We start from the raw sequence: 21,318 nt of genomic DNA on the forward strand, positions 1-21,318 counted from the left end.
CTACTACGCCGTCAGGTACGACGAGAAAACATTTTGTCAGCCAAGGATGTATTATAATAAGCTAAATGGTTTTTTCTATGATGATAATGGTTTTACAATGATTAGAAATGCAATCGTAAATCCACCTGTGTAGCTTGTAGTAGAATAAGAAGCAGGTCTTACTGCTTCTTTGATTTAAACGGCATGATGAGGTAGCTACAATGTATATGAATACATGAAAAAATATAAATGTCAATATATACTGAATATTGGTTTCATAGATTATTTAATAGATATGCCGTTGTTGTATATATAAAACGTCATATCTTTATGAGTTAGTATTTCATCAGGCTCTCCTAGTTGATGTTTTACTCCGATTAAGCATCTATCTAAGTCATGACACTCTTCAACATCTTTCATGATGGCAATAAAAGTTCTTCCTTTATGACTATTATTATACCAATATGTGAAAGTCTGGGCTCGTCCTGAAAATATTATAGAGCCGTTTTTTTTATCGAACATTACAGGTCGTTAATGTTATGCCATCCTGAAATCCAACTGACAGCCAATGCTTGAGTACCCCAATAAGGACCATAACCATAGGTTAGGTTGTTCTCCTTAACAAAGGTATATAATTGATTTGTGGACCAGGGTAGTAGTTTTTTGGGTTCTTGAGTATGAGAATAAATTTGAGATAAGATAAAATAGCGATAAAAAATACACTAATTATTTTTTGATTTAATGACTACGGTAAATATAATAGAAAGACCTAAATATATTATATTCACAAAAAATCGAGCATGTTTTTCTGCGCCTTCAGCAGAACCAATGATAAAGGATAGCATGATGCCAAGCAAAGATAATGTAATGAGTATTTTTAATGAGCTGATTACATGGGATTTGTATATTGCATAAAATGTAAGCAATAAAAATATAGATGCAGACAGAATGTAGGTTTTGGGATTATTAATAAAAAAGATATTAACCATACCACCGAATCCATACATTAGCCAATATATATTACTAAACCATTGCGGAATAGGCCCCTAACGAAAATGATACTACAGAAATCCCAAGTGCTTTCTCTATTACATGGCTAAATAGTAATATCCCTGTAAATATCATTAAGGTAAATGATAGAATATCTTTTTCTTTTTTATAAAATGCTTTATATGTAATGGAAATAAGCAATGGCAAATAGTATGAAGGAAGAAACCAAGAATCTGATACAGCTGCAATTATTGAAAAAAACAAGGAATGACATCCTTTACATTTATAGTTTTTTTTGTGTTAAATATAAAAAGTAAAACACAAAACAAACCATAGAGATTTGTAATGTTATGCGATGCTGGCTGAGCAATGTATACTACACTGAAAGCAAAGCTTGATAAGATGGGAGCTAACAAAAAAGAAATTTTTTTTCGTTTCATTGTAAATTTTATTATAGTTGTTGATGCTCCAAAAAATAAAAAAGGATATAATGTATTGGATATACAGATAGATACCAACTATCCGTTGTTCGCCCCCAGTACTTTAATGCTAAAATCCCATATTTACTTACTTCATTCCATGTGGTTGGTGTATTTGCAACATCTCCGTCAGCAGAAAAATGAAAGGTAACAAAAAAGCAGGAAAAGAAAAAGCAAATTAAGACATTCACCATTATGAATATTTTTGTATTTAATGAGAATGTGTTCATAGTTAATGTCTCTTTTTAGCTATAACATATCTAGGTCTGTTTTTTGTTTCAATATATATTCGTTCAATATATTCACCCAGCACCCCGATACCGATTAATTGCACTCCACCAATAAATAGAATGGCTACCATCAATGATGGATAACCTGGGACTGGGTTACCAAATAGTAATTTGTCAACCGTCATCCATAGGCCATATAGAAAAGAAAGTGAAGCGACACCAAAACCGATATACGTCCACATTCTTAAAGGGATAGTTGAAAAAGATGTTATCCCTTCAAGAGCTAAATTCCATAATTTCCACCAACTAAACTTGCTTGATCCGGCTGATCGCTCAGCACGAGTGTATGTAACCATTTCTACTTTTCCGCTCATCCATGACAGCAAACCTTTCATGAAAAGGTTACGTTCAGGCAAACACGTAATATTTTCTACGACTTCACGTGATATCAAACGAAAGTCACCAACATGTTCTTCAATTTTTTGCGTGCTGATTTTGTTGTGTAGTCTGTAAAACCATTCTGCCGTTTTTCGCTTTAATTTCCCATCAGTCGTACGGTCAATGCGTTTAGCCAGTACAACATCAGCACCTGCTCGCCACTTCTCAATCATCTGTGGTATGATATTTAACGGATCTTGTAAATCTACATCAATGGATATAATTGCATCTCCAGTGGCATGTTCTAATCCTGCGAAAAGTGCAGGTTCTTTACCAAAGTTTCGAGTAAAGCTGATAGCCTTAACCATTGGATCAGATATTTCTAATACATTAATCAAGCTCTCAGTATTGTCTGTACTACCATCATTAATGAACACTACCTCTATATTATATTGATTTAGCTCTGGAAATTCTCTTACCGATTTATAAAAAATCGGTATGGATTTTTCTTCATTAAAAACAGGGACAACTAACGAAATCTTCATGTGTTATCCGGCTTTGTTGAATAAATATAATTTTTAGGTAATCGTCTGCTCAGATCACTACCGTCATTTCAACATCTGCACTCCATGGCAAAGCAAAAGTTTAAAATAACCAACTGGTCCACTTAAACAAAGCTCTCAAGCAGCGCGGGGCTCTGACGATATGGCTGGATGAGTCGGCAATTGTTGCATGGACGGAAAAAACAACGCCTGAACGGCGGGCGTGGCCGGCCGCTTCACTACACAGATATGGCTATTTAAACTGATGGTGCTGCCGCTAAGATACCCAGACTACTCGCTGATCAGCAAGCGAGCAAAGACAGTTAAGATCAGCATAAAAACGCCGACCCGTGGTGAAATCTCACCTCTAGTCATTGACGGAACCGGCCTGAAGGTCTTTGGCGAAGGCGAATGGAAAGTCCGACAGCATGGTGCCGACAGACGGAGGGTGTGGCGTAAGCTGCATATAGCCACAGACAGTGTAACGCATGAGATTATCTGTGCTGACTTATCGCTCAGCGGTACGACGGATGCTCAGGCCCTACCAGCTCTGATAAACCAGACCAGCGGAAAATCAGGGAAGCGTCGGCTGATGGCGCTTACGATACCCGCTACTGTCATGATGCTCTGCTGAGGAAGAAAATAAGGCCTCTTATTCCTCCACGAGGTGGGGCGCAATATTGGCCAGACCGATACCATGAGCGTAACTACGCCGTTGCGAATCAGCGTCTAAGCGGCAGTAACGATGTATGGAAAAAGCAAGTGGGCTATCATCTAAGTCTGCGTGACTATGATGCGAAGGTAGGTGAGGCAATGGCGATGGTCAAAGCGCTTAACAAAATGACGCTGTTAGGAATGCCGAACAGCATCCGGATCGCATAACAATCGATCTGCTAGGGGGGGCGTAGTCACAAGTTCTGATTTATTCAACAAAGCCGTGTTATCCTTAAATACCAAGTGTTTTGCACTGAAGTAACCAATCACCAAGCTTATTACAGAGAATGATATTAACATGAACATAGGAGATGTATTACAACGATCGCCAACATATCCCGAAAGGATACTCAAAAAGCCCATAATACCTATGTAAATCATATAGCCTGTTGTTGTAGGGCGCTTTTTGAAGGTTAGCTTTGAATTGACGAAGAAAGAAAAAGTAACAGCAGATATGAACGCTACAAAATTGCTAACTGATTGCTCATACTTGAATGCATCTATCATGCATAAAAAAACAACCCAATGTATGGCTGTATTGATTATACCAATAGTGGTGTATCTGATAAATTTAGAGGGCACAGAATATCCCTTTGCCCCAATCTTTCTCTGGGACTGTCGGTTGTGAAAATTTAGCGTAGAAATTATCGACTCATCAAATCATCCAGGTCATGATCGGATAGGGCAGTGCAAACCTTTACGACATCATGCTCCATACCACGGGCAAGCATCTGGCAAGCGATACTGCGTGCAGATTCCTGACGCCCTTTCTGCTCGCCAAGCTGGATGCCCTTAGCTTCAAGCTGCTCTGCAATGGTCATGATGTCCTCCTGATAGTCAGTGGCTTTGGCGGCGATATGCTGTAGAAATTGCGATTCATCCGAAGTATTTCCCCGCTCTGCAATATAGTACATCAGGCTACGGAACTGTTCTTTCGGTATCGCTCATAGATTGAGCAGGCTAGCTATATCAGCGGCTAGCTCTAGCATATCCCGCGCTCGGATGTGCTTCTGTACTAACTCTAGCAGCGCTACCCGCTGATGAGACAGTATTTGATCATCCGGCATAGCCGTGATATCAACCAGCGAGAATGCTTGCCTGTAGAATGATTCTGCCAGTTCAGGGTCAGTAAAGCAATCGAGCCATTGGGTCAGCGTATCGGTGAGCAAGCTATCGATTCACTCATCACGCTATCCACGTTCTCACGCTTGCGCACCAGTTGCCGAATGGTTCGTCTCTCAGCCTCTACCATAGCAGATTGCAGGCACGATTAGGTGATTTTGTCGAGGCGAGGAATGTAAGCTGTACTGCATGGTTATGCAAATTACGGAACGAGTTATTCTGAAATATTCTGAAGGGTAAGAAGCTACTTATGTAACCCCTTGAAATCGTGGTGCCCGGACTCGGAATCGAACCAAGGACACGGGGATTTTCAATCCCCTGCTCTACCGACTGAGCTATCCGGGCAACGGGCCGCATTAAACCGTATTGGCTCCATTTCGTCAACGGGTTTATCCTGGAAATACGCGAAACAGCTGCCAATTGCTGAGTTTTCAGGCAAAATGGGGAAAATTCAGCTTAGGGTGCCGTTTTTACGGCACAGCGCCAAACGTAGAATATCCTCCTCCAGGCGACGTGCAACCGCCACATCCTGGGCGTTGTGTTTGACCAGCAGTTTACTCAAGCAACCTTCAAGCACCAGCTCCATTTGCTGAGCGACCATGGTCGGATCGTCAGCCTCTAGCTCTACCAGCAGCGCCCGGGTGTAGCGGTAGGACGCGTGTTTTTGCCGTTCAGCCAGCTGATGAATGGGGTGCATTGTTTCGGGATAAAAGCTGCAGGCGGCGATAAACAGGCAGCCGGGGTAACGCTGTTGCTCAACCTGTTCTGCCAGAATACGATAGCGCGCCAGCAGTTTTTGCTGTGCATCCATCTCCTCATCCTGCAATACGCGGCTGCGCCAGTCGTCGACCTGGCCGGCATGATACGTTAGGCAATCATGATGTAACGCTTCCCGATCCGGCCAGTAAACGCTCAATTCCGTTAGCGGCAGCGTCAGTTCATCGGCCAGCATCGGTAATGAAACCCGCGCGAAACCGCATTGTTCAAGTAGGCTTAGCGCCCGATCGCGTATGTGTTCTCGTTGCACGTTTCCTCCTGCTGGTTAACCGGCGGTTGCCTTGCCTGAGTGTCGCTCACGGGGCCAGTTTCCGCAAATGTCGCGTAAAATCTGCCGCGTTCATATAACCGGTTAGCCGCGAGCCGGGTATTTCGTGGCCGCGGCTATCAAAAAACAGAATCGTCGGCAGACCTATCACCTGCAGTTGGCCAAGCAGCATTCTTTGCACCGGCGCATTGGCGGTGACATCCGCCTGGAGCAGAGTGAAGCGGCTCATTTGTTCTACGACGGCGGGATCGCGAAAGGTATATTTATCAAACTCTTTACAGGCCACGCACCAGTCGGCGTACAGATCCAGCATCACCGGCTTGCCGGGCGCGGCGTTGAGTGCCTGGGTGATTTGCGCTAGCGTTTGCACGGGCTGGAACACTGGAGCAGCGCCGGTCGTTGATGTCATGTCGGCCGGTGCGCCCCAGAGCCAATCCTGTAGCGGCCGAGCGCTTATCAAGGTCAGGCCCAGCATTAGCACCGCCAACCACCGGGCGCCGCGCCAGCGGGCCTGCAGGCACAGCAGGAAGCCCCAGCCGAAAAACGCTACCCCCAGCAGGCTCCAGAGCCGCGTGCCCCAGCTATCGCCCAGAACACGCTCCAGCAAGAACACCGGCAGCGCCAGAATAACGAAGCCGAATCCCTGTTTGACCTGCTGCATCCAGGGGCCTCTTTTGGGTAGCAGCCGATGGCCGAACAGCGCGACCAATATCAAAGGAATGCCCATCCCCACCGCATACAGCCACAGGGTGAAACCGCTGAACCACAGATTACCGCTTTGGGCGATGTAGAGTAAAATGGCGCTCAGCGGCGCGGTAGTACAAGGGGAACAAAACAGCCCTGCCAGCGCGCCCATGATAAAGACGCCGGGTAAGGTCCCCTGACGCTGGCGGTTGCTCCATAGCGCCAAATGGGTCTGTAGCGCCGAGGGGAGTTGCAGGGTAAAGACGCCGAACATCGACAACGCCAACAGAATAAACAGTGCGGCAAGCCCGATCAGCAGGGCGGGCTGTTGGAGCACGGCCTGAAATTGCAGGCCGGCGGCGGCTACTGCGACACCTAATAGCGTGTAGGTGATGGCCATTCCCATCACGTAGACAACGGCCAACAGCAATACCCGAGCGGTGCTGAGTTGCAGCCGGTTGCCCAGAATCACCGCGGAAATCAGCGGATACATCGGCAGCACACAGGGTGTGAAGGCGATACCAATCCCAATAAGCAGAGCCCACAGCGGGGAGAAGGGCAGGTTATTGCTTTGGGGCGGGGGCGCCGGAGTAATAATGCCTTGGCCGCCGGCGGGCGGCGGTGCCGGAATGAGGGCGGTGCTTCCTATACCAGTCCCGCTTGGCGGTGCTGCGGCTATGGCCGACAACGGGATCACCTGGGTTTCCGGCGGATAGCAAAAGCCCGCTTCCGCACAGCCTTGCCAAGTGACGCGAAGCTGACTGTCGTTTTGGGCCTGCGCCAACGGTAGCGTAATATTCAGCTCATCGCGGTAGATAGCTACATCATCGCCATAAAATTCGTCATGGTGGCGGCTGCCGGCAGGCAACGTGAAAGCTCCGAGGGTCGCATTGACCGGCTCCAGCCGGATCTGCTGGCGGTACAAATAGTAGCCGGGATGGATGTCCCAGCTTAGCGTTAATTGCGAACCCTGCTGGCGGAAGTCGAAGCGAAACGCCTGTTCCGCAGGAATGAACTGGTTGCCGTGAGAATTGCCGAACAAGGCGGCATGGGCGGGCAGCAGCGGCAGGCACGTCAGGCATGCCAGCAATATCAGCGTAAAGCGTCGTTGAGCCATGATAGATAATCGGGATCGCCGCCTATGACGGGCATGACCAATAACTCCGGGGTTTGATAGGGATGATGGGCTTTGATTTGTGCAAACACCGCTTGCTGCAGGGCCGCATGGCTTTTGATAAGCAGCTGCACCTCGGCCTCCTGTTTGAGCGCGCCCTGCCAGTAATAGAGCGATGTGGCGCCGGGCAACAGCGTGACGCAGGCGGCGAGTTTATCGGCCAGTAAGCGCCGGGCGATGGCGTGGGCACAGACGTCATCGGGCGCAGTGCAAAGGATGAGACGCCAGCCCGGATCGTCGGCCTGTAGGCGTTTACCGCCCGGCTTGCCCTCTGGGTTATCTGCCATTATCACCCCTTGTATGGAAAACGCTGGCGGGCATTATAGCCTGTTCGCGCCGCCGGCGACAGTGCAGGGCTCAGGACGGGGTGTCGTCGGGATAGCGCTTGGCCTTGTATTCCGGATGCATTAGGTTTTGCAGCGAGAAAATATCGCCCAGCTGCGCGGCGCTAAGCAGACTGCGCTCAAGCATGGCCTCCCGCACGCTCTTCCCGGTCTCGGCACAGATTTTGCCGACGATGTCGCCATTATGATGGCCGATGAACGGATTGAGATAGGTCACGATGCCGATGGAATTAAAGACATATTGCTCGCAAGGCCTGATTGGCAGTAATGCCGCCGATGCATTTATCCTGCAGGTTGTAACAGGCATTGGTAAGAATATGCAAAGACTCGAACATCGCCTGGCCGATAACCGGTTCCATGACGTTCAACTGCAACTGACCCGCTTCCGCCGCTATGGTGATACAGGTATCGTTGCCGATGACCTTGAAGCACACCTAATTCACCACTTCCGGCAGTACGGGGTTGACTTTAGCAGGCATGATGGACGATCCCGCCTGCAGTTGGGGCAGATTGATTTCGTTGAGGCCGGCCCGCGGCCCTGAGGACAGCAGCCTCAGGTCGTTGCAGATTTTAGATAGCTTCACCGCCAGGCGTTTCAACGCGCTATGGACCATGACATAGGCGCCGCAATCGGAGGTGGCCTCAATCAAATCCTCTGCCGGCACGCAGGGAAGGCCGCTAATCTGCGCCAGTTTTTCCACCGCCAGCGCCTGATACCCCTCCGGGGTATTGAGCCGGGTACCGATGGCGGTCGCTCCTAGATTCACTTCCAGCAGCAATTCCGCGGTGCGCAGCAGGTTTTTGTTTTCCTCTTTGAGTAATACGTTAAACGCGTGGAATTCCTGTCCGAGCGTCATGGGGACCGCGTCCTGCAGCTGTGTTCTGCCCATTTTCAAAATACCGGCGAATTGCTGCGTGTTCTGCTCAAAGCCCGCCCCCAAGTAATCGATCGCTTCCACTAGGCGCTGGAGCGCATGATAAACCGCCAGGCGAAACCTGGTGGGATAAGCGTCATTGGTAGACTGACATAAGTTTAAATGATTGTTGGGATTGAGGAATAGGTATTCTCCTTTCTGATGGCCCATCAGCTCCAGGCCGATATTGGCCAGCACTTCATTAGTATTCATATTGACCGAGGTGCCGGCGCCGCCCTGAAATACATCTACCGGAAACTGATCCATGCAGCGGCCACGGACCAGCACCTCATCGCAGGCGCGGGCGATGATATCCGCGATATCGCGCGGCAGCGTCTTCAAATCTTTATTGGCCAGCGCGGTGGCTTTTTTGATCATCACCATGCCGCGTACCAGCTCGGGAATATCGCTGATACGTGTGTTGCTGATGTAGAAATTCTCGCTGGCGCGCAGGGTATGAATGCCATAATAGACGTCAGCCGGCACTTCGCGGGTGCCAAGCAGGTCTTCTTCGATACGGATGAGGGTTGACATGCGTCTTACTTGTAATTGTCGTTCTTTATCATTAATGTTAAAATAAAATGGGTTAATATCTACTATTTGTAGTGTCTTGAACTGACGTTGATTTTATTTTTGCCATTATATTCTGTCATTAAGACAAGACCATTAAGTCGATCACGCTTAGTTAATCTTTTTTATTTAACCAGTTAGCGTCAGGGGCATATTACCCTGCCGGGCCACGACCCGGTGTCTCGCTTGAAAAGTGTCTTAAGGGATACCATTACATTAAGACAAGCCGGCAACAAGGCTCATTTTTTGCGGTGGCGAATTTTCGCCCTTTCGGCCGGCGTTTTTCGCCGCCGAAATCGACAACACAGGAGAATTCGGTGCGCTGGATACCGTTAATCGTTATTTTTATCATTACCTACATTGAGATTTCCCTTTTTATACAGGTCGCTCATGTGCTTGGCGTGCTGGCGACGTTGTTGCTGGTGATCGCCACCTCTTTTATCGGCGTATCGCTGGTGCGCGCCCAGGGGCTGCGCATTTTGGGGCAGATGCAGGTCAAATTGGCCCGCGGAGAGAGCCCCGCCGGCGAGATGATCAAAAGCGTTTCACTGCTGCTGGCGGGATTTTTGCTGCTGTTACCCGGATTTTTCACCGATTTTCTCGGATTGCTGCTCCTGTTGCCGCCAACACAAAACCTGTTGACGTTGCGCCTGTTGCCCTATCTGCGTTTCCAACGTGGGCCGGGGACCGGGGGAGACACCTTTGAGGGAGAATATCATCGCCATGACCTTCCTCACGACAGGTTAAACGACCGGCGCGACGACGAGAAATAACGAAAAAAAGAGGCTAAAGTGAAAATATATAACTTATTGATTAAATTAATTTTAAATCTATTATGGCGAAAATTTGATCGCTTAAGTGAAAATTTTTTTTTTTACCCCCTTGAAGCCTCACCGAACGCCCCCATTTTAATCATCACGAGGCCGGGCATGACGTCATGCCCGGCATTCATCCCAAAAAAACTGATACGGACTTTCTCAAGGGGAGCTATCAATGAAAATTCGTCCATTACATGATCGCGTTATCGTTAAGCGTAAAGAAATCGAAGCCAAATCTGCGGGCGGCATCGTGCTGACCGGTTCCGCGGCGGGCAAGTCCACTCGCGGTGAAGTACTGGCTGTGGGCCGTGGCCGTATCCTGGAAAACGGCGAAGTGAAAGCGCTGGACGTGAAGGTAGGCGACATCGTGATTTTCAATGACGGATATGGCGTGAAGGTTGAGAAAATCGACAACGATGAAGTGCTGATCATGTCCGAAAGCGACATCCTGGCTATCGTTGAGAAGTAATCCGCGCGTAATCATCTGAACTGAACGAATTTAAGGGAAATAGAAATGGCAGCTAAAGACGTAAAATTCGGTAACGACGCTCGCGTAAAAATGCTTCGCGGCGTAAATGTTCTGGCCGACGCGGTAAAAGTGACCCTGGGTCCTAAAGGCCGCAATGTGGTTCTGGACAAATCCTTCGGCGCGCCGGTCATCACAAAAGACGGCGTTTCGGTTGCACGTGAAATCGAATTGGAAGATAAATTCGAGAACATGGGCGCCCAGATGGTGAAAGAAGTTGCCTCCAAAGCCAATGATGCTGCGGGTGACGGCACTACTACAGCAACCGTGCTGGCCCAGTCTATCGTCAACGAAGGCCTGAAAGCCGTTGCCGCCGGCATGAACCCGATGGATCTGAAGCGTGGTATCGATAAAGCCGTTATCGCTGCCGTTGAAGAACTGAAAAAACTATCCGTACCTTGCTCCGATTCCAAAGCTATCGCTCAGGTAGGTACCATCTCCGCCAACGCCGATGAAACCGTCGGTACACTGATTGCTGAAGCTATGGCGAAAGTGGGCAAAGAAGGTGTCATCACCGTCGAAGAAGGTTCCGGCCTGCAAGATGAGCTGGATGTGGTGGAAGGGATGCAGTTCGACCGTGGTTACCTCTCCCCGTATTTCGTCAACAAGCCGGAAACCGGCGCCGTTGAACTGGAAAGCCCGTTCATTCTGCTTGCCGACAAAAAAATCTCCAATATCCGCGAAATGCTGCCGGTGCTGGAAGCCGTTGCCAAAGCAGGCAAACCGTTGCTGATCATTGCTGAAGATGTTGAAGGCGAAGCGCTGGCGACTCTGGTGGTGAACACCATGCGCGGTATCGTTAAAATCGCCGCCGTCAAGGCTCCGGGCTTCGGCGATCGCCGTAAAGCCATGCTGCAGGACATCGCTATCCTGACCGCGGGTACCGTTATTTCCGAAGAAATCGGCCTTGAGCTGGAAAAAGCCACCCTGGAAGATATGGGCCAGGCCAAACGTGTCGTTATCACCAAAGACACCACCACCATCATTGACGGCGAGGGCGACAAAGCGCTGATCGATAGCCGCGTTACGCAAATCAACCAGCAGCGCGACGAAGCCACCTCCGATTACGATCGTGAAAAACTGCAAGAACGCGTGGCCAAACTGGCAGGCGGCGTTGCGGTTATCAAAGTTGGTGCCGCTACCGAAGTCGAAATGAAAGAGAAGAAGGCGCGCGTTGAAGACGCCCTGCACGCGACTCGCGCTGCAGTGGAAGAAGGCGTAGTTGCCGGTGGCGGCGTGGCGCTGATTCGCGTAGCCAACAGAATTGCTGAACTGCGTGGCGACAATGAAGATCAGAACGTCGGCATCAAAGTCGCGCGCCGCGCGATGGAAGCGCCGCTGCGTCAGATCGTCGCCAACGCCGGTGAAGAGCCTTCCGTTATCGCCAATAAGGTGAAAGCGGGCGAAGGTAATACCGGCTACAATGCGGCTACCGAAGAGTACGGCAACATGATCGATATGGGTATCCTGGATCCGACCAAGGTAACCCGTTCTGCGCTGCAATATGCAGCTTCTATCGCCGGTCTGATGATCACCACCGAATGCATGGTGACCGACCTGCCGAAAGAAGACAAGCCTGACCTGGGTGGCGCAGGCGGCATGGGTGGCATGGGCGGCATGGGTGGTATGATGTAACCCCCCGCACCGTTAGTTGCTCTGAAACCCCTGGCTTGCCGGGGGTTTTGTTTTTTTGGTAAAAAATTATCAACGAAGGGGGTTTTAAGGTATAAACTCAGGGCGTCCACAGGGCGGCTAGCCGAACAAATGGGGTAGGTCGCGACGGCGGGAAGCGTGGCGCGCACAGCAAATAGGCCATACCCTACAGGAACTCATGAGGAAAAAGATGCGGACCAAATTCTTAATGATGCTTTGTGCCGGCAGTCTGTTGGTGGAGGGATGCGGCAGCACACATGAATTAACGGCGGCCGGCCAGTCGGTGCGTTTCACTGATGAACAGCCCGGCAGCGATTGCCGCCTTTTGGGCGAGCTTACCGGTACCCAGAGTAACTGGCTTTCCGGCCAAAACGGCGAAAACAGCGCCATGCGCGGTGCGGCCAATGATTTGAAAAACCGTGCGGCCGCGATGGGCGGCAACGTCATCTACGGCGCCACCAGTCCGGTCAGCAAGAAAGAAACCTACCTGGCAAGTTTTGTGCCGCTGGACAGCAAAATTCAAGGGCAAGTCTATACCTGCCCGTAATGCCAGGCGGCAGCGATAGCTGCGTTTGCCGGCATCTGTGCATCGTCGGTCTTTAGCAGGCCATGGTGCGCTACCCGGCTGCATGCCCGGGCAATGGTGCACAGCCCGGCATGCTCCATGCAAGGCGCGTCGGCCGGCGCACTGGCGCGTAACACGGCGCGCCGTTACGCCATCAGCGTTGCCGCAGTCCCAGATCCAGCGGCGTCTTGCTGCGCTCTCCGCCGATTTCCCGCGCCAGTCGTGGCACCAGATAGCCTGACACTTTCTCCAGCAGCTGCTGCATGATCTCCCGTGCTTGCTTATCTTCAACCATGAAATGCGCCGCCCCCTGGACCCTGTCCAGAACATGCAGGTAGTAGGGCAGAATGCCGGCGGCGAACAAGGCTTCACTCAGCGCCGCCAGCGTGTCGGCGCTATCATTGACCCCGCGCAGCAGAACGCTTTGGTTAAGTAAAGTCACTCGCGCATTGCGCAACCGTGTCATACTGTCGCACAGAGCGGCATCGATTTCGCGCGCATGGTTGATGTGCGTTACCAACACTACCTTGAGCCGGCAGCCGGCCAATCGCTGGCATAGACGTGCGGTAATACGGGCCGGAATCACGACCGGCAGCCGACTGTGAATGCGCAGGGTTTTCAGGTGGGGGATCTCTTCCAGCAGGCAGATAAGCTCATCCAGCTCATGATCTTTAGCCATTAACGGATCGCCGCCGGAAAGGATGATTTCATTCAGTTCGGGATGCTGGCGGATATAGGCTGCGGCGCGCAGCCAGTTTGTTTTGTTGCCCTGATTTTCCTGATATGGGAAATGGCGCCGGAAACAATAGCGGCAATTGACCGCACAGCCGCCTTTTACCAGCATCAGCGCGCGGTTTTGGTATTTGTGCAGTAGGCCGGGTACCACGCTGTGCTGTTCGTCCAGCGGGTCGGTGCTGTAGCCCGGCGTCGGATCGAACTCCTCGCGCGCCGTAATCACCTGGCGCAGCAGCGGATCGTCCGGGTCGCCCGTCACCATGCGCGCCGCAAAAGCGCGGGGGACGCGAAACGGGAACAGGCGCCGCGCCTCTGCGCCTTCGCGCAGGCCGGAGTGCCCCTCGAGCCTGAGAAGCTGAAGAAGTTGCATAGGGTCGGTAATGACATCGGCAAGTTGATGTAACCAATCTTCTCTAGCGGACGTATTTCGGGTTATAATATGCGCCATTTTTTGGCTTAATTACCAAGTTTATATTAAGATAAGAGGACCACCATGGCGTCTTATAGTACCAATGAATTCCGTTCCGGTCTTAAAATCATGCTTGATGGCGAGCCGTGCGCGATCATTGAGAATGAATTCGTGAAGCCCGGCAAAGGTCAGGCGTTCAACCGGGTCCGTTTGCGTAAGCTGGTTTCCGGCAAAGTGTTGGAAAAAACCTTCAAATCCGGTGACTCGGTGGAAGCCGCCGATGTGATGGATATCAACCTGACTTACCTGTACAACGACGGTGAGTTTTGGCATTTCATGAATAACGAAAACTTTGAACAGCTGGCCGCCGATGCCAAAGTGGTGGGCGACAATGCCAAATGGCTGGTGGAACAGGCCGAATGTGTGCTGACCTTATGGAACGGTCAGCCGATTGCCGTGACGCCGCCTAATTTCGTGGAGCTGGAAATCACGGAAACCGATCCGGGTCTGAAAGGCGACACCGCCGGCACCGGTGGCAAACCGGCCACGCTGACCACCGGCGCGGTGGTGAAAGTGCCGCTGTTTGTGCAGATTGGCGAAGTAATCAAAGTCGATACCCGCTCCGGCGATTATGTCTCCCGGGTTAAATAACGCCGTGCGGAAAACGCCGCCCTCGTGGCGGCAGTTACTGATTTTTGGCATTCGTGGGATGTGAAAACCATGTTGGCAAAGATGATTAGATTGTTGCTGCTCGCCGCTTTGGCATTAACGGCGTTGGCCGGGTGTAATACCACCCGCGGCTTTGGCGAATATGTCCAGGCGGGTGGTGAGGCGATTCAGTGCGCAGCACAGTAACGGCATCCCGGTAGCGTTCAACGTATCACCTTGGCGTAGGGCACCCTGACGGCGTCCCGGGTGATTCTGCACTGGCGATGCCCATCTGGCGATACGGCCATAGGAGGTACTTGGCCGTATCCCTTTGCACCGATGGGGCGTTTCACTCTCCCGTTTTGTTCCCACCCCTTTCCGTCTTTTTATTACCCCTGCGTTAGCTAGGTTCCATGCTACACACGCCTTTTTCATGTCCAGGGCTTGTGCGTCGCCCAAGGCCCAGTTTTGCCGTTGGCAAGGGTCAATTCCTCGTCAGTTATCGCGCTCACCCCTGTCATTGGCGCCCGCGTCACCTGAGCGTTGTGCTCGCTCCCAACCGCGCCTGCTTATCGCGTATGGGATGGCGCAATTGGGGTTTAGGGTGAGAGTGGCGGCATCTCCTGCTTAACCCAAATCAGGTTATCCACCGGGAAATCAAGCTTCCTTGCGGTTTCCAGCAACGCTTGCCTGGCCCGGACGTCCAGCGTTGGGGTACGCGACAGGAGCCAAAAATAATCGTGGCTCGGCCCGGCAACCAGCGCATAATGGTAATCTTCATCCAGCGCGATCACGTGATAACCCCCGTAAAAAGGGCCGAAAAAAGACACCTTGAGCGATGCCGTCTTGGGTGAACCGAGGAAGCCTTGCCAATACTCTGTTGCCAGCGTTGTTTGCGGCAGAATAACCCTTATTGATAACCTGAATACTGCCGTCAGGCTGTAGGACATATCGGGCGGTAACATGGCTCAGACCGAGCTCAAAAGCATGATCAAGCCGGGCGATTTCATCCAAGTGCCTAAATACCGTTCGACGGTAAAATTTTCCACCGGGCGCACGCCGGCGGGCGGCGATACGCTACAGGATAAAGACAATAGCGAAGAGAGGAGCAGCGAAAGGTTTCTCCATGCAGACATAGCGCATAATCCATGAGGGAAATGAATGCTAAGTGTAGTATTTGGCCGGGAATAGCGTGCCGGAATGATAAATAAACCGCGAGCGGGGCCTGAGGTCAAGCACGACATGTGGTTGTATTAATAATGGAAAGCGTCAGCGCGCTGCCTGAGAGCGTGCGGCAGCGGTTGTAAAGCGCGACGCGATGTTTGTTTGCACTCAAAGATACAGGTAGACTGCATCCCCTGTTTAACGGAGGGAAAGCTATGAGCGATTCGGCCAGCTGGCAACCAAGCGCGCCTATTGCCAATTTATTAAAACGCGCTGCAATTGTGGGCCAGATCCGGCGGTTTTTCAGCGATCGCGGATTACTCGAAGTGGAAACGCCGGCAATGAGCCAGGCCACGGTGACGGATATCCATCTGGTGCCTTTCCAGACCTGTTTTATCGGACCGGGAGCGGCCGGCGGCATGCCGCTGTATTTGATGACCAGCCCCGAATATCACATGAAGCGTCTGCTGGCGGCCGGGAGTGGTCCCCTTTTCCAGCTATGCCGCAGTTTCCGTAATGAAGAGGCCGGCCGCTATCATAATCCGGAATTTACCATGCTTGAGTGGTATCGCCCCCATTACGATATGTACCGCCTGATGAATGAAGTCGACGATCTATTGCAGCAAATCCTCGATTGCGATAGTGCGGAAACGCTCTCCTATCAGCAGGTTTTCACTCGCCATGTGGGAATCGATCCCTTATCGGCTGACAAAGCGCAGCTGTATGACGCGGCGGTCAAATGGGATCTTGGTGAAGCGGCCTCGGTGGAGGACGATCGCGATACGCTCCTGCAGTTATTGTTTGCGATGGTGGTGGAGCCCAATATCGGGCACGATAAGCCGGCTTTCGTTTACCATTTCCCCGCCTCTCAGGCCGCGCTGGCTGAAATCAGCACCGAGGATCATCGGGTTGCGGACCGGTTTGAAGCGTATTTTAAAGGTATTGAGCTGGCGAATGGTTTCTGTGAACTGACCGACGCGCGCGAGCAGCGTCAACGCTTCGAGCAGGATAATCGCAAGCGGGTGGCGATGAAGCTGAGCGAGCAGCCTATCGATGAAAATTTACTAGCGGCCCTGGCTCAGGGGATGCCGGAATGTTCCGGGGTGGCGTTGGGCGTGGACCGTCTGGTCATGCTGGCGCTGAAGGCCGATCGTTTGAGCGATGTCATCGCCTTTGCGGTGGAACGCGCCTAAGCGCTATCGCTGTGACTGCTTCTCTGACCGGCGCAGCCGGTAACGAAGAGGCTCCCCCCGTTTCCCGACGCCGCCGCTATCGCCTGCGTCCGTCGGCACCGCTGTTTTGACTTCGCGGTGCCGGCGGGACCTAACGCTCAGCCGCTGGGGCCGGGGGGCAGGTACTCCGGCCGTCAGAGCGAGCCACTTTCCGCCTTGATCTGATCCCGGCGCAGCTGAAAGGGCGGGAAGGGCAATTCCATACCGTGGGCGTGATAGCCTTCCAGAATCAATGCATGCACCTGGTGGCGCAGCGGCATACGATGTCCCATTTCTGCCGCATGCATACGCAGCTCAAACAGCGGCAAGCCCTGCTGTAAATCCACCAAAAAGGCCTCCGGGGCCGGCAACTCCAGCACCAGCGGACAGCGGCGCGCCGCCTGCACCAGAATATGGGTCACCTGTTCAATATTGGCCCTCGCCGGGGCGGGGACGTTCAACACCACGCGCGTGACGGTATCCGACAGCGACCAGTTGACGAATTGTTCGGTGATGAAGGCCTTGTTGGGGACGATGATTTCTTTTCGATCCCAGTCGGTGATCGTCGTGGCGCGGGTATTGATCCGGGTAATATTGCCGGTCAGGTTACGAATGGTCACCGTATCGCCGATACGGATCGGTTTTTCAAACAGAATCATCAGGCCGGAAATAAAATTGGCGAAGATCTCCTGCAGACCAAACCCCAGCCCCACGCCTAAGGCCGCCACCAGCCACTGCAATTTTGACCACTCGATACCTATCATGGAAAAGCCGATAAGCCCGCCCAACAGCATCAGGCCATATTTGGTCAGGGTGGTAATGGCATAACCGGTCCCGGGGGTTAAATCCAAATGCTGCAGCAGTGCCAATTCGAGCAGTGCGGGTAAATTGCGCACCATCTGGGTGGTAATAATGAAGACAAGAATAGCGATCAGTACCGCGCCGAGCGTAATCGGCTGGATGCTATCGACCCCCTGGTTAGTTGAAGTGGCATCCCACAGGGTGATATTTTCCAGGAAGCCAAACGCCGAATGCAGCTCTGACCACAGTAAAATTACCGATAACAGCGCAATCAGCGTCAGAATTGAGCGTACCAGCTGCAGCGACTGTGCGCTGATGGTATCGAGATCCAGCACCTTCTCATCGACCTCGGCGGCGACCTCATTCAGCTGCGATTGCGACAAATCTTCCTCATTACGCGCCCGCTGGGCCAGCATTTCCGCGCGTCGCTGTTTGGTGCGCTCAAACGCAATGCGCCGCCGCTGAATGAACATCCAGCGGCGGATGATGTGATAGATAATCAGCAATAAAAACCAAATCGATACCGAGGTTTCCAGCCGCGCCAGCAGCGCTTGCGCCGTCGCCAGATGCCCCAGGCACGCCGCGGCGGCGGCAACGATAGGCGCGCAGATCATCAAATTCCATAACGAACGATTGACGACGTTATCGCCGGCGCCGTGCTTATCGAGATACAGCGGCAGGCCGGCGCGTTTCAGGCTGCTGGTGACCAGCGCCAGACAGACGCACAGCAGCAGAAAGCATAATCGGCCCAGGGTGCCGGCAAACTCCCGTTCGCTGTAATTATCAAAGGAGATCAGCGCCATTATCAGCGGTACGATCATGCCAATAGACAAGGTGTAATAACGCAGCGCACGCTTGACCTGCTGCTTTGGCCAGCCGAAATGCACGACGAATAGCCCTTGCGGGCGGGCGAAGTGAGCGCACACCATGAACACCCACAGCACCGGCACCGTGGCGCTGACGCCGTCGCCGATAGCCACCGCTACCGGATAGGGCCAGGAGTGACGCAATCCATATCCCAGCGCTGCCCACAAGACCGGGAGCGGCAGGGCGACCAGCACCGACCAGAACACATTGCGCAGGGTCAGGGAAAAATGATCTTGATTGACTTTCCCCACCCGGCTGCTGGATCGATCGAGAAAGGCATGATAATGCCGGCGTGAACTGAGGCTGAAACCGACCAGCAGCAGCGCCCCAAAGAGTGGGATGAGCATCTCCTGGCTGGTCAGCATCATGCCGAGCGCGTGAGTCAATTGGCTGAAGGTGTCCAGGGTCACCAGCCGGCGCAGATCAAGTCCCACATGCAGCGGATAGGAAAGCGTAATCGGGCTTACGTCCGCCACCCAGAATAGATAGCGGTGGGCCGCTTCCTGGATCTCGTTCATCGCTTCTTCAAGCTGGCTATTGGCCACCTTCAGCTTGGTGAGCTCCAGAATCTGAGTGTCGCACCCGGTCAGCAGCGCATTAAGCAGGTTGCGCTGGGTGGTGAGCTGCGCGTCTAGAATGCGGCGTTGCGCCGGCGTCAGTGGTGAACCATCGTCCTGTGCGCCTTGGGTGAGCTGCGGCAGCTTGTTCATCAAATCTTCAAAATGCAGGCGCTGGACAAGCAACTGAGCCATATCGCTATCAAGCTGCTGCGGCTTCGGCATTTCCGGCAGTCTGGATACTTGGGCGCGCAGGGTTTCCCCCAGCGCCGGTGATTCATCCAGCCATTGCGCCTGCTCGCGCAGCGTGGTGAGCGCCTGGCGCACCTGCAGGGTTTGCGAAGCGGCCTGACGCTGTTGGGAGGCAATAAGATCCATGCGCTGCGCCTGTTGATTTAGCGCTGTGGAAAGTTCGCGATTGGTTTGCAACTGGCTGCCGATTGACTTGGGCAACTCGCCGACCTGCTCCGCCAGCATTTCGGTGTGCTCAATGGCCTGCTCCGCCTCCTGCTGACGCAGGCTGTTGAGCTGATTGCGCAGCGCCTGCTGCTCCTTATTCGCACGGTCATGGCGTTTTTTCAGCAGTTCAGCACTCAGGCGCGACAGCTCCTGGCGGTTATTGGCGCTCAACTGGGCGAAATCCAACTCTTCCACCTTCAACCGGCGGGCGGCCTGTTCCGCCTGCAGCGCGGTGGCCTGCGCCTGTTCCAGCGGCCAGCCCGGCGTGGGCAACGCCTGGAGCTGCTGCTCCACATCGTTCAGCGCCCTGCGCGCCTCAGTCTGTTGCTGGGGCAGCAGGCTCAGCGAGTCGCTGATGGCGCGCGCCAGGTCCTGCTCCTGCTGTAGCTGACCGGCTAAATCCATCAGCTGGCTATTGGCCTGCAATAGCCGCTGATTCAATTCGCTGCTGGCGAGTTTGGGGCTGAGCGCGGCGGGTTCGTCCGGTTCGCTGTCTTTTTCGTCGCGCAGCTGGCGGGTAAGCGCCGGAAAATCATCAATAGCCTTTTGATATTCCCTGATTTTGGTGCTGGACGCTTTGCCTTCAGCGATGGCGTTCAGCGCTGACTGCAGCGCCTCGACAATTGCCGCCTGATTTGGCGCGGTTTTGTCGTCCTGCGCCTGCTGCAGATCTTTTTTGATCTGCCCCTCGTCAGGCAGATTGGCGGCGAAGGCCGGGGAGGCCAGTAGCCACCCCAGAAGGAAAATCGTAATCAGGCGCAAGGTGAAAACTCTCAAGTTAACCGTAGGTGAATCAGGTCAGCGGGCTGTCGGTTTGCGCGATGCCGTGGGCCAGTCGCTGACCGACGCGGGTGACGTAGCGGGTATACAGATGTTCGCCCAGCAGAACATTTTTGCCGGCAAACAGATTGATGACGGTAGAACCCAGCTTAAAGCGCCCCATCTCCTGGCCTTTCAGCAGTACCACCGCCCCGTCGGCGTCCGCCTGAGGGTAGCGCCAGCGCTTGATAATCCCCTCCCGCGGCGGCGTAACGGTCCCCGCCCACACGGTTTCAATGCTGCCGACAATGGTTGCACCGACCAGGATCTGCGCCATCGGACCGAAATCGGTATCAAACAGGCAGATAATCCGCTCGTTGCGGGCGAACAGATTGGGAATATTCGCCGCCGTCAACGGGTTCACCGAAAACAATTCCCCCGGCACGTACAACATTTCGCGTAACACGCCGTTGCAGGGCATATGCACGCGATGATAATCGCGCGGGGCGAGATAGGTGGTGGCGAAACTGCCGTCGCGAAACCGTGTGATCATGGACTCATTGCCGGCCAGCAGCGCTTCCAAGCTGTAGTGATGCCCCTTCGCCTGGAACACCTGCTCGCCCTCAATGGGGCCGAGCTGGGAAATGATCCCGTCCGCCGGCAACACCAGCACGGCGGGGTCGGCATCAATGGGCCGGGCTTCATCGCGCAGCGGCCGGACAAAAAATGCGTTAAAGGTGGGATAGGTGGCCACATCCGGCTGCTGTGCTTCCTGCATGTCGACTTTATACCAGCGCACAAACAGAGTAATGACCCCGCGGGTTAGCCAGCCGCCCCGGCGTTCAGCGCCCCAACCGGCCAGCTCCGTCAGCCAGCGCTTAGGCAGTAGGTGTTGTAAAGCTATCTTTATCCTGTCCAGCACGGGGACCTCGTTCCTGTTATGTGTTTAGCCAAAAGGGACCGCATTGTACCGGCGGCGGC

At 52.8% G+C, this 21,318-nt stretch carries 20 protein-coding genes, 1 tRNA gene and 3 pseudogenes; 9 read left to right on the plus strand and 15 right to left on the minus strand.

Going from position 1 to position 21,318, the window contains the following annotated elements:
• Window positions 1–261: 261 nt before the first annotated feature.
• A complete protein-coding gene (locus SGP1_RS29015; RefSeq protein ID WP_148203348.1) occupies window positions 262–501 on the minus strand; it encodes a hypothetical protein in 240 nt (79 codons plus the stop codon).
• 837 nt (window positions 502–1,338) lie between these two features.
• Between SGP1_RS29015 and SGP1_RS02770 the strand changes: the two genes are divergently transcribed.
• Window positions 1,339–1,599 carry a hypothetical protein gene (locus SGP1_RS02770; protein WP_041866581.1) on the plus strand — a complete coding sequence of 87 codons (261 nt, stop codon included), beginning with the start codon at window positions 1,339–1,341 and terminating at the stop codon, window positions 1,597–1,599.
• A gap of 81 nt (window positions 1,600–1,680) precedes the next feature.
• Here SGP1_RS02770 and SGP1_RS02775 read toward each other — a convergent pair whose 3' ends face one another.
• On the minus strand, window positions 1,681–2,601 hold the full coding sequence (locus SGP1_RS02775; protein ID WP_011410162.1) for a glycosyltransferase family 2 protein: 921 nt from the start codon (window positions 2,599–2,601) through the stop codon (window positions 1,681–1,683).
• Between the two features lie 84 nt (window positions 2,602–2,685).
• Here SGP1_RS02775 and SGP1_RS26445 point away from each other — a divergent pair.
• Window positions 2,686–3,480 (plus strand): annotated as a pseudogene (locus SGP1_RS26445) (IS5 family transposase).
• Here the strand turns inward: SGP1_RS26445 and SGP1_RS26450 are convergent.
• From SGP1_RS26450 to aspA, 8 genes and pseudogenes are all read right to left on the minus strand, one after another.
• The gene (locus tag SGP1_RS26450) at window positions 3,448–3,819 is read right to left on the minus strand and encodes a GtrA family protein (RefSeq protein WP_243466249.1); all 372 of its coding nucleotides are present in this window, start codon (window positions 3,817–3,819) and stop codon (window positions 3,448–3,450) included. The pseudogene SGP1_RS26445 and the gene SGP1_RS26450 overlap by 33 nt on opposite strands.
• Before the next feature lie 137 nt (window positions 3,820–3,956).
• A complete protein-coding gene (locus tag SGP1_RS32535) occupies window positions 3,957–4,226 on the minus strand; it encodes a hypothetical protein (protein ID WP_243466150.1) in 270 nt (89 codons plus the stop codon).
• 30 nt (window positions 4,227–4,256) lie between these two features.
• Window positions 4,257–4,481, minus strand: a complete 225-nt coding sequence (locus tag SGP1_RS32540; RefSeq protein WP_243466151.1) for an Rpn family recombination-promoting nuclease/putative transposase — start codon at window positions 4,479–4,481, stop codon at window positions 4,257–4,259.
• 222 nt (window positions 4,482–4,703) lie between these two features.
• Window positions 4,704–4,779: transfer RNA gene (locus SGP1_RS02795), tRNA-Phe, on the minus strand.
• 106 nt (window positions 4,780–4,885) lie between these two features.
• Entirely contained in the window at window positions 4,886–5,461 is a 576-nt protein-coding gene (gene dicD / locus SGP1_RS02800; RefSeq protein ID WP_011410163.1) for a division control transcriptional repressor DicD, read from the minus strand.
• 46 nt (window positions 5,462–5,507) lie between these two features.
• On the minus strand, window positions 5,508–7,280 hold the full coding sequence (locus SGP1_RS02805; RefSeq protein WP_011410164.1) for a protein-disulfide reductase DsbD: 1,773 nt from the start codon (window positions 7,278–7,280) through the stop codon (window positions 5,508–5,510).
• Window positions 7,256–7,630, minus strand: a complete 375-nt coding sequence (gene cutA, locus SGP1_RS02810; RefSeq protein ID WP_011410165.1) for a divalent cation tolerance protein CutA — start codon at window positions 7,628–7,630, stop codon at window positions 7,256–7,258. The genes SGP1_RS02805 and cutA overlap by 25 nt, the downstream gene beginning before the upstream one ends.
• Window positions 7,631–7,694: 64 nt before the next feature.
• Window positions 7,695–9,129 (minus strand): annotated as a pseudogene (gene aspA / locus SGP1_RS02815) (aspartate ammonia-lyase).
• A 353-nt stretch (window positions 9,130–9,482) separates the two neighbouring features.
• On the opposite strand from aspA, the gene SGP1_RS02820 reads away from it, so the two are divergent.
• The 4 genes from SGP1_RS02820 to SGP1_RS02835 all read left to right on the plus strand — a co-directional run bounded on the left by SGP1_RS02820 (window position 9,483) and on the right by SGP1_RS02835 (window position 12,709).
• Window positions 9,483–9,938, plus strand: a complete 456-nt coding sequence (locus SGP1_RS02820; RefSeq protein ID WP_011410167.1) for an FxsA family protein — start codon at window positions 9,483–9,485, stop codon at window positions 9,936–9,938.
• A 220-nt stretch (window positions 9,939–10,158) separates the two neighbouring features.
• Window positions 10,159–10,452 carry a co-chaperone GroES gene (locus tag SGP1_RS02825; RefSeq protein ID WP_011410168.1) on the plus strand — a complete coding sequence of 98 codons (294 nt, stop codon included), beginning with the start codon at window positions 10,159–10,161 and terminating at the stop codon, window positions 10,450–10,452.
• 45 nt (window positions 10,453–10,497) lie between these two features.
• A complete protein-coding gene (gene groL, locus SGP1_RS02830; RefSeq protein WP_011410169.1) occupies window positions 10,498–12,144 on the plus strand; it encodes a chaperonin GroEL in 1,647 nt (548 codons plus the stop codon).
• Between the two features lie 208 nt (window positions 12,145–12,352).
• A complete protein-coding gene (locus SGP1_RS02835) occupies window positions 12,353–12,709 on the plus strand; it encodes a DUF4156 domain-containing protein (RefSeq protein ID WP_041866583.1) in 357 nt (118 codons plus the stop codon).
• On the opposite strand, the gene SGP1_RS30575 is transcribed toward SGP1_RS02835, so the two are convergent.
• Together SGP1_RS30575 and epmB are read right to left on the minus strand one after the other, a co-directional pair.
• A complete protein-coding gene (locus tag SGP1_RS30575; protein WP_158302318.1) occupies window positions 12,694–12,864 on the minus strand; it encodes a hypothetical protein in 171 nt (56 codons plus the stop codon). The genes SGP1_RS02835 and SGP1_RS30575 overlap by 16 nt on opposite strands.
• Window positions 12,865–12,881: 17 nt before the next feature.
• The gene (gene epmB / locus SGP1_RS02840) at window positions 12,882–13,910 is read right to left on the minus strand and encodes an EF-P beta-lysylation protein EpmB (RefSeq protein ID WP_011410171.1); all 1,029 of its coding nucleotides are present in this window, start codon (window positions 13,908–13,910) and stop codon (window positions 12,882–12,884) included.
• Between the two features lie 45 nt (window positions 13,911–13,955).
• Between epmB and efp the strand changes: the two genes are divergently transcribed.
• Complete coding sequence (efp, locus tag SGP1_RS02845) at window positions 13,956–14,522, plus strand: elongation factor P (RefSeq protein ID WP_011410172.1); 567 nt, start codon at window positions 13,956–13,958, stop codon at window positions 14,520–14,522.
• 24 nt (window positions 14,523–14,546) lie between these two features.
• Window positions 14,547–14,726, plus strand: coding sequence for an entericidin A/B family lipoprotein (locus SGP1_RS02850; protein ID WP_041866584.1), 180 nt, complete (start codon window positions 14,547–14,549; stop codon window positions 14,724–14,726).
• A gap of 392 nt (window positions 14,727–15,118) precedes the next feature.
• Here the strand turns inward: SGP1_RS02850 and SGP1_RS02855 are convergent.
• A pseudogene (locus SGP1_RS02855) lies at window positions 15,119–15,655 on the minus strand (lipocalin family protein).
• Between the two features lie 243 nt (window positions 15,656–15,898).
• On the opposite strand from SGP1_RS02855, the gene epmA reads away from it, so the two are divergent.
• Window positions 15,899–16,876, plus strand: a complete 978-nt coding sequence (gene epmA / locus SGP1_RS02860; RefSeq protein WP_011410173.1) for an elongation factor P--(R)-beta-lysine ligase — start codon at window positions 15,899–15,901, stop codon at window positions 16,874–16,876.
• 173 nt (window positions 16,877–17,049) lie between these two features.
• Here epmA and mscM read toward each other — a convergent pair whose 3' ends face one another.
• Both mscM and asd read right to left on the minus strand, forming a co-directional pair.
• Window positions 17,050–20,340 (minus strand): miniconductance mechanosensitive channel MscM, encoded by a 3,291-nt coding sequence (gene mscM, locus SGP1_RS02865; protein WP_011410174.1) that lies wholly within the window; start codon window positions 20,338–20,340, stop codon window positions 17,050–17,052.
• 31 nt (window positions 20,341–20,371) lie between these two features.
• Window positions 20,372–21,259 (minus strand): archaetidylserine decarboxylase, encoded by an 888-nt coding sequence (gene asd / locus SGP1_RS02870; protein WP_011410175.1) that lies wholly within the window; start codon window positions 21,257–21,259, stop codon window positions 20,372–20,374.
• Window positions 21,260–21,318: the final 59 nt, after the last annotated feature.

Source organism: Sodalis glossinidius str. 'morsitans' (assembly GCF_000010085.1).
Classification (GTDB): Bacteria; Pseudomonadota; Gammaproteobacteria; order Enterobacterales; family Enterobacteriaceae; genus Sodalis; species Sodalis glossinidius.

What these genes read in the sequence shown, in the direction of transcription:
- SGP1_RS29015 (WP_148203348.1), bottom strand. Translation starts at nt 501, where the DNA reads ATGTTCGATAAAAAAAACGGCTCTATAATATTTTCAGGACGAGCCCAG.
- SGP1_RS02770 (WP_041866581.1), top strand. Translation starts at nt 1,339, where the DNA reads ATGTATACTACACTGAAAGCAAAGCTTGATAAGATGGGAGCTAACAAA.
- SGP1_RS02775 (WP_011410162.1), bottom strand. Translation starts at nt 2,601, where the DNA reads ATGAAGATTTCGTTAGTTGTCCCTGTTTTTAATGAAGAAAAATCCATA.
- SGP1_RS26450 (WP_243466249.1), bottom strand. Translation starts at nt 3,819, where the DNA reads ATGATAGATGCATTCAAGTATGAGCAATCAGTTAGCAATTTTGTAGCG.
- SGP1_RS32535 (WP_243466150.1), bottom strand. Translation starts at nt 4,226, where the DNA reads ATGTACTATATTGCAGAGCGGGGAAATACTTCGGATGAATCGCAATTT.
- SGP1_RS02805 (WP_011410164.1), bottom strand. Translation starts at nt 7,280, where the DNA reads ATGGCTCAACGACGCTTTACGCTGATATTGCTGGCATGCCTGACGTGC.
- SGP1_RS02825 (WP_011410168.1), top strand. Translation starts at nt 10,159, where the DNA reads ATGAAAATTCGTCCATTACATGATCGCGTTATCGTTAAGCGTAAAGAA.
- groL (WP_011410169.1), top strand. Translation starts at nt 10,498, where the DNA reads ATGGCAGCTAAAGACGTAAAATTCGGTAACGACGCTCGCGTAAAAATG.
- SGP1_RS02835 (WP_041866583.1), top strand. Translation starts at nt 12,353, where the DNA reads ATGCGGACCAAATTCTTAATGATGCTTTGTGCCGGCAGTCTGTTGGTG.
- epmB (WP_011410171.1), bottom strand. Translation starts at nt 13,910, where the DNA reads ATGGCGCATATTATAACCCGAAATACGTCCGCTAGAGAAGATTGGTTA.
- efp (WP_011410172.1), top strand. Translation starts at nt 13,956, where the DNA reads ATGGCGTCTTATAGTACCAATGAATTCCGTTCCGGTCTTAAAATCATG.
- epmA (WP_011410173.1), top strand. Translation starts at nt 15,899, where the DNA reads ATGAGCGATTCGGCCAGCTGGCAACCAAGCGCGCCTATTGCCAATTTA.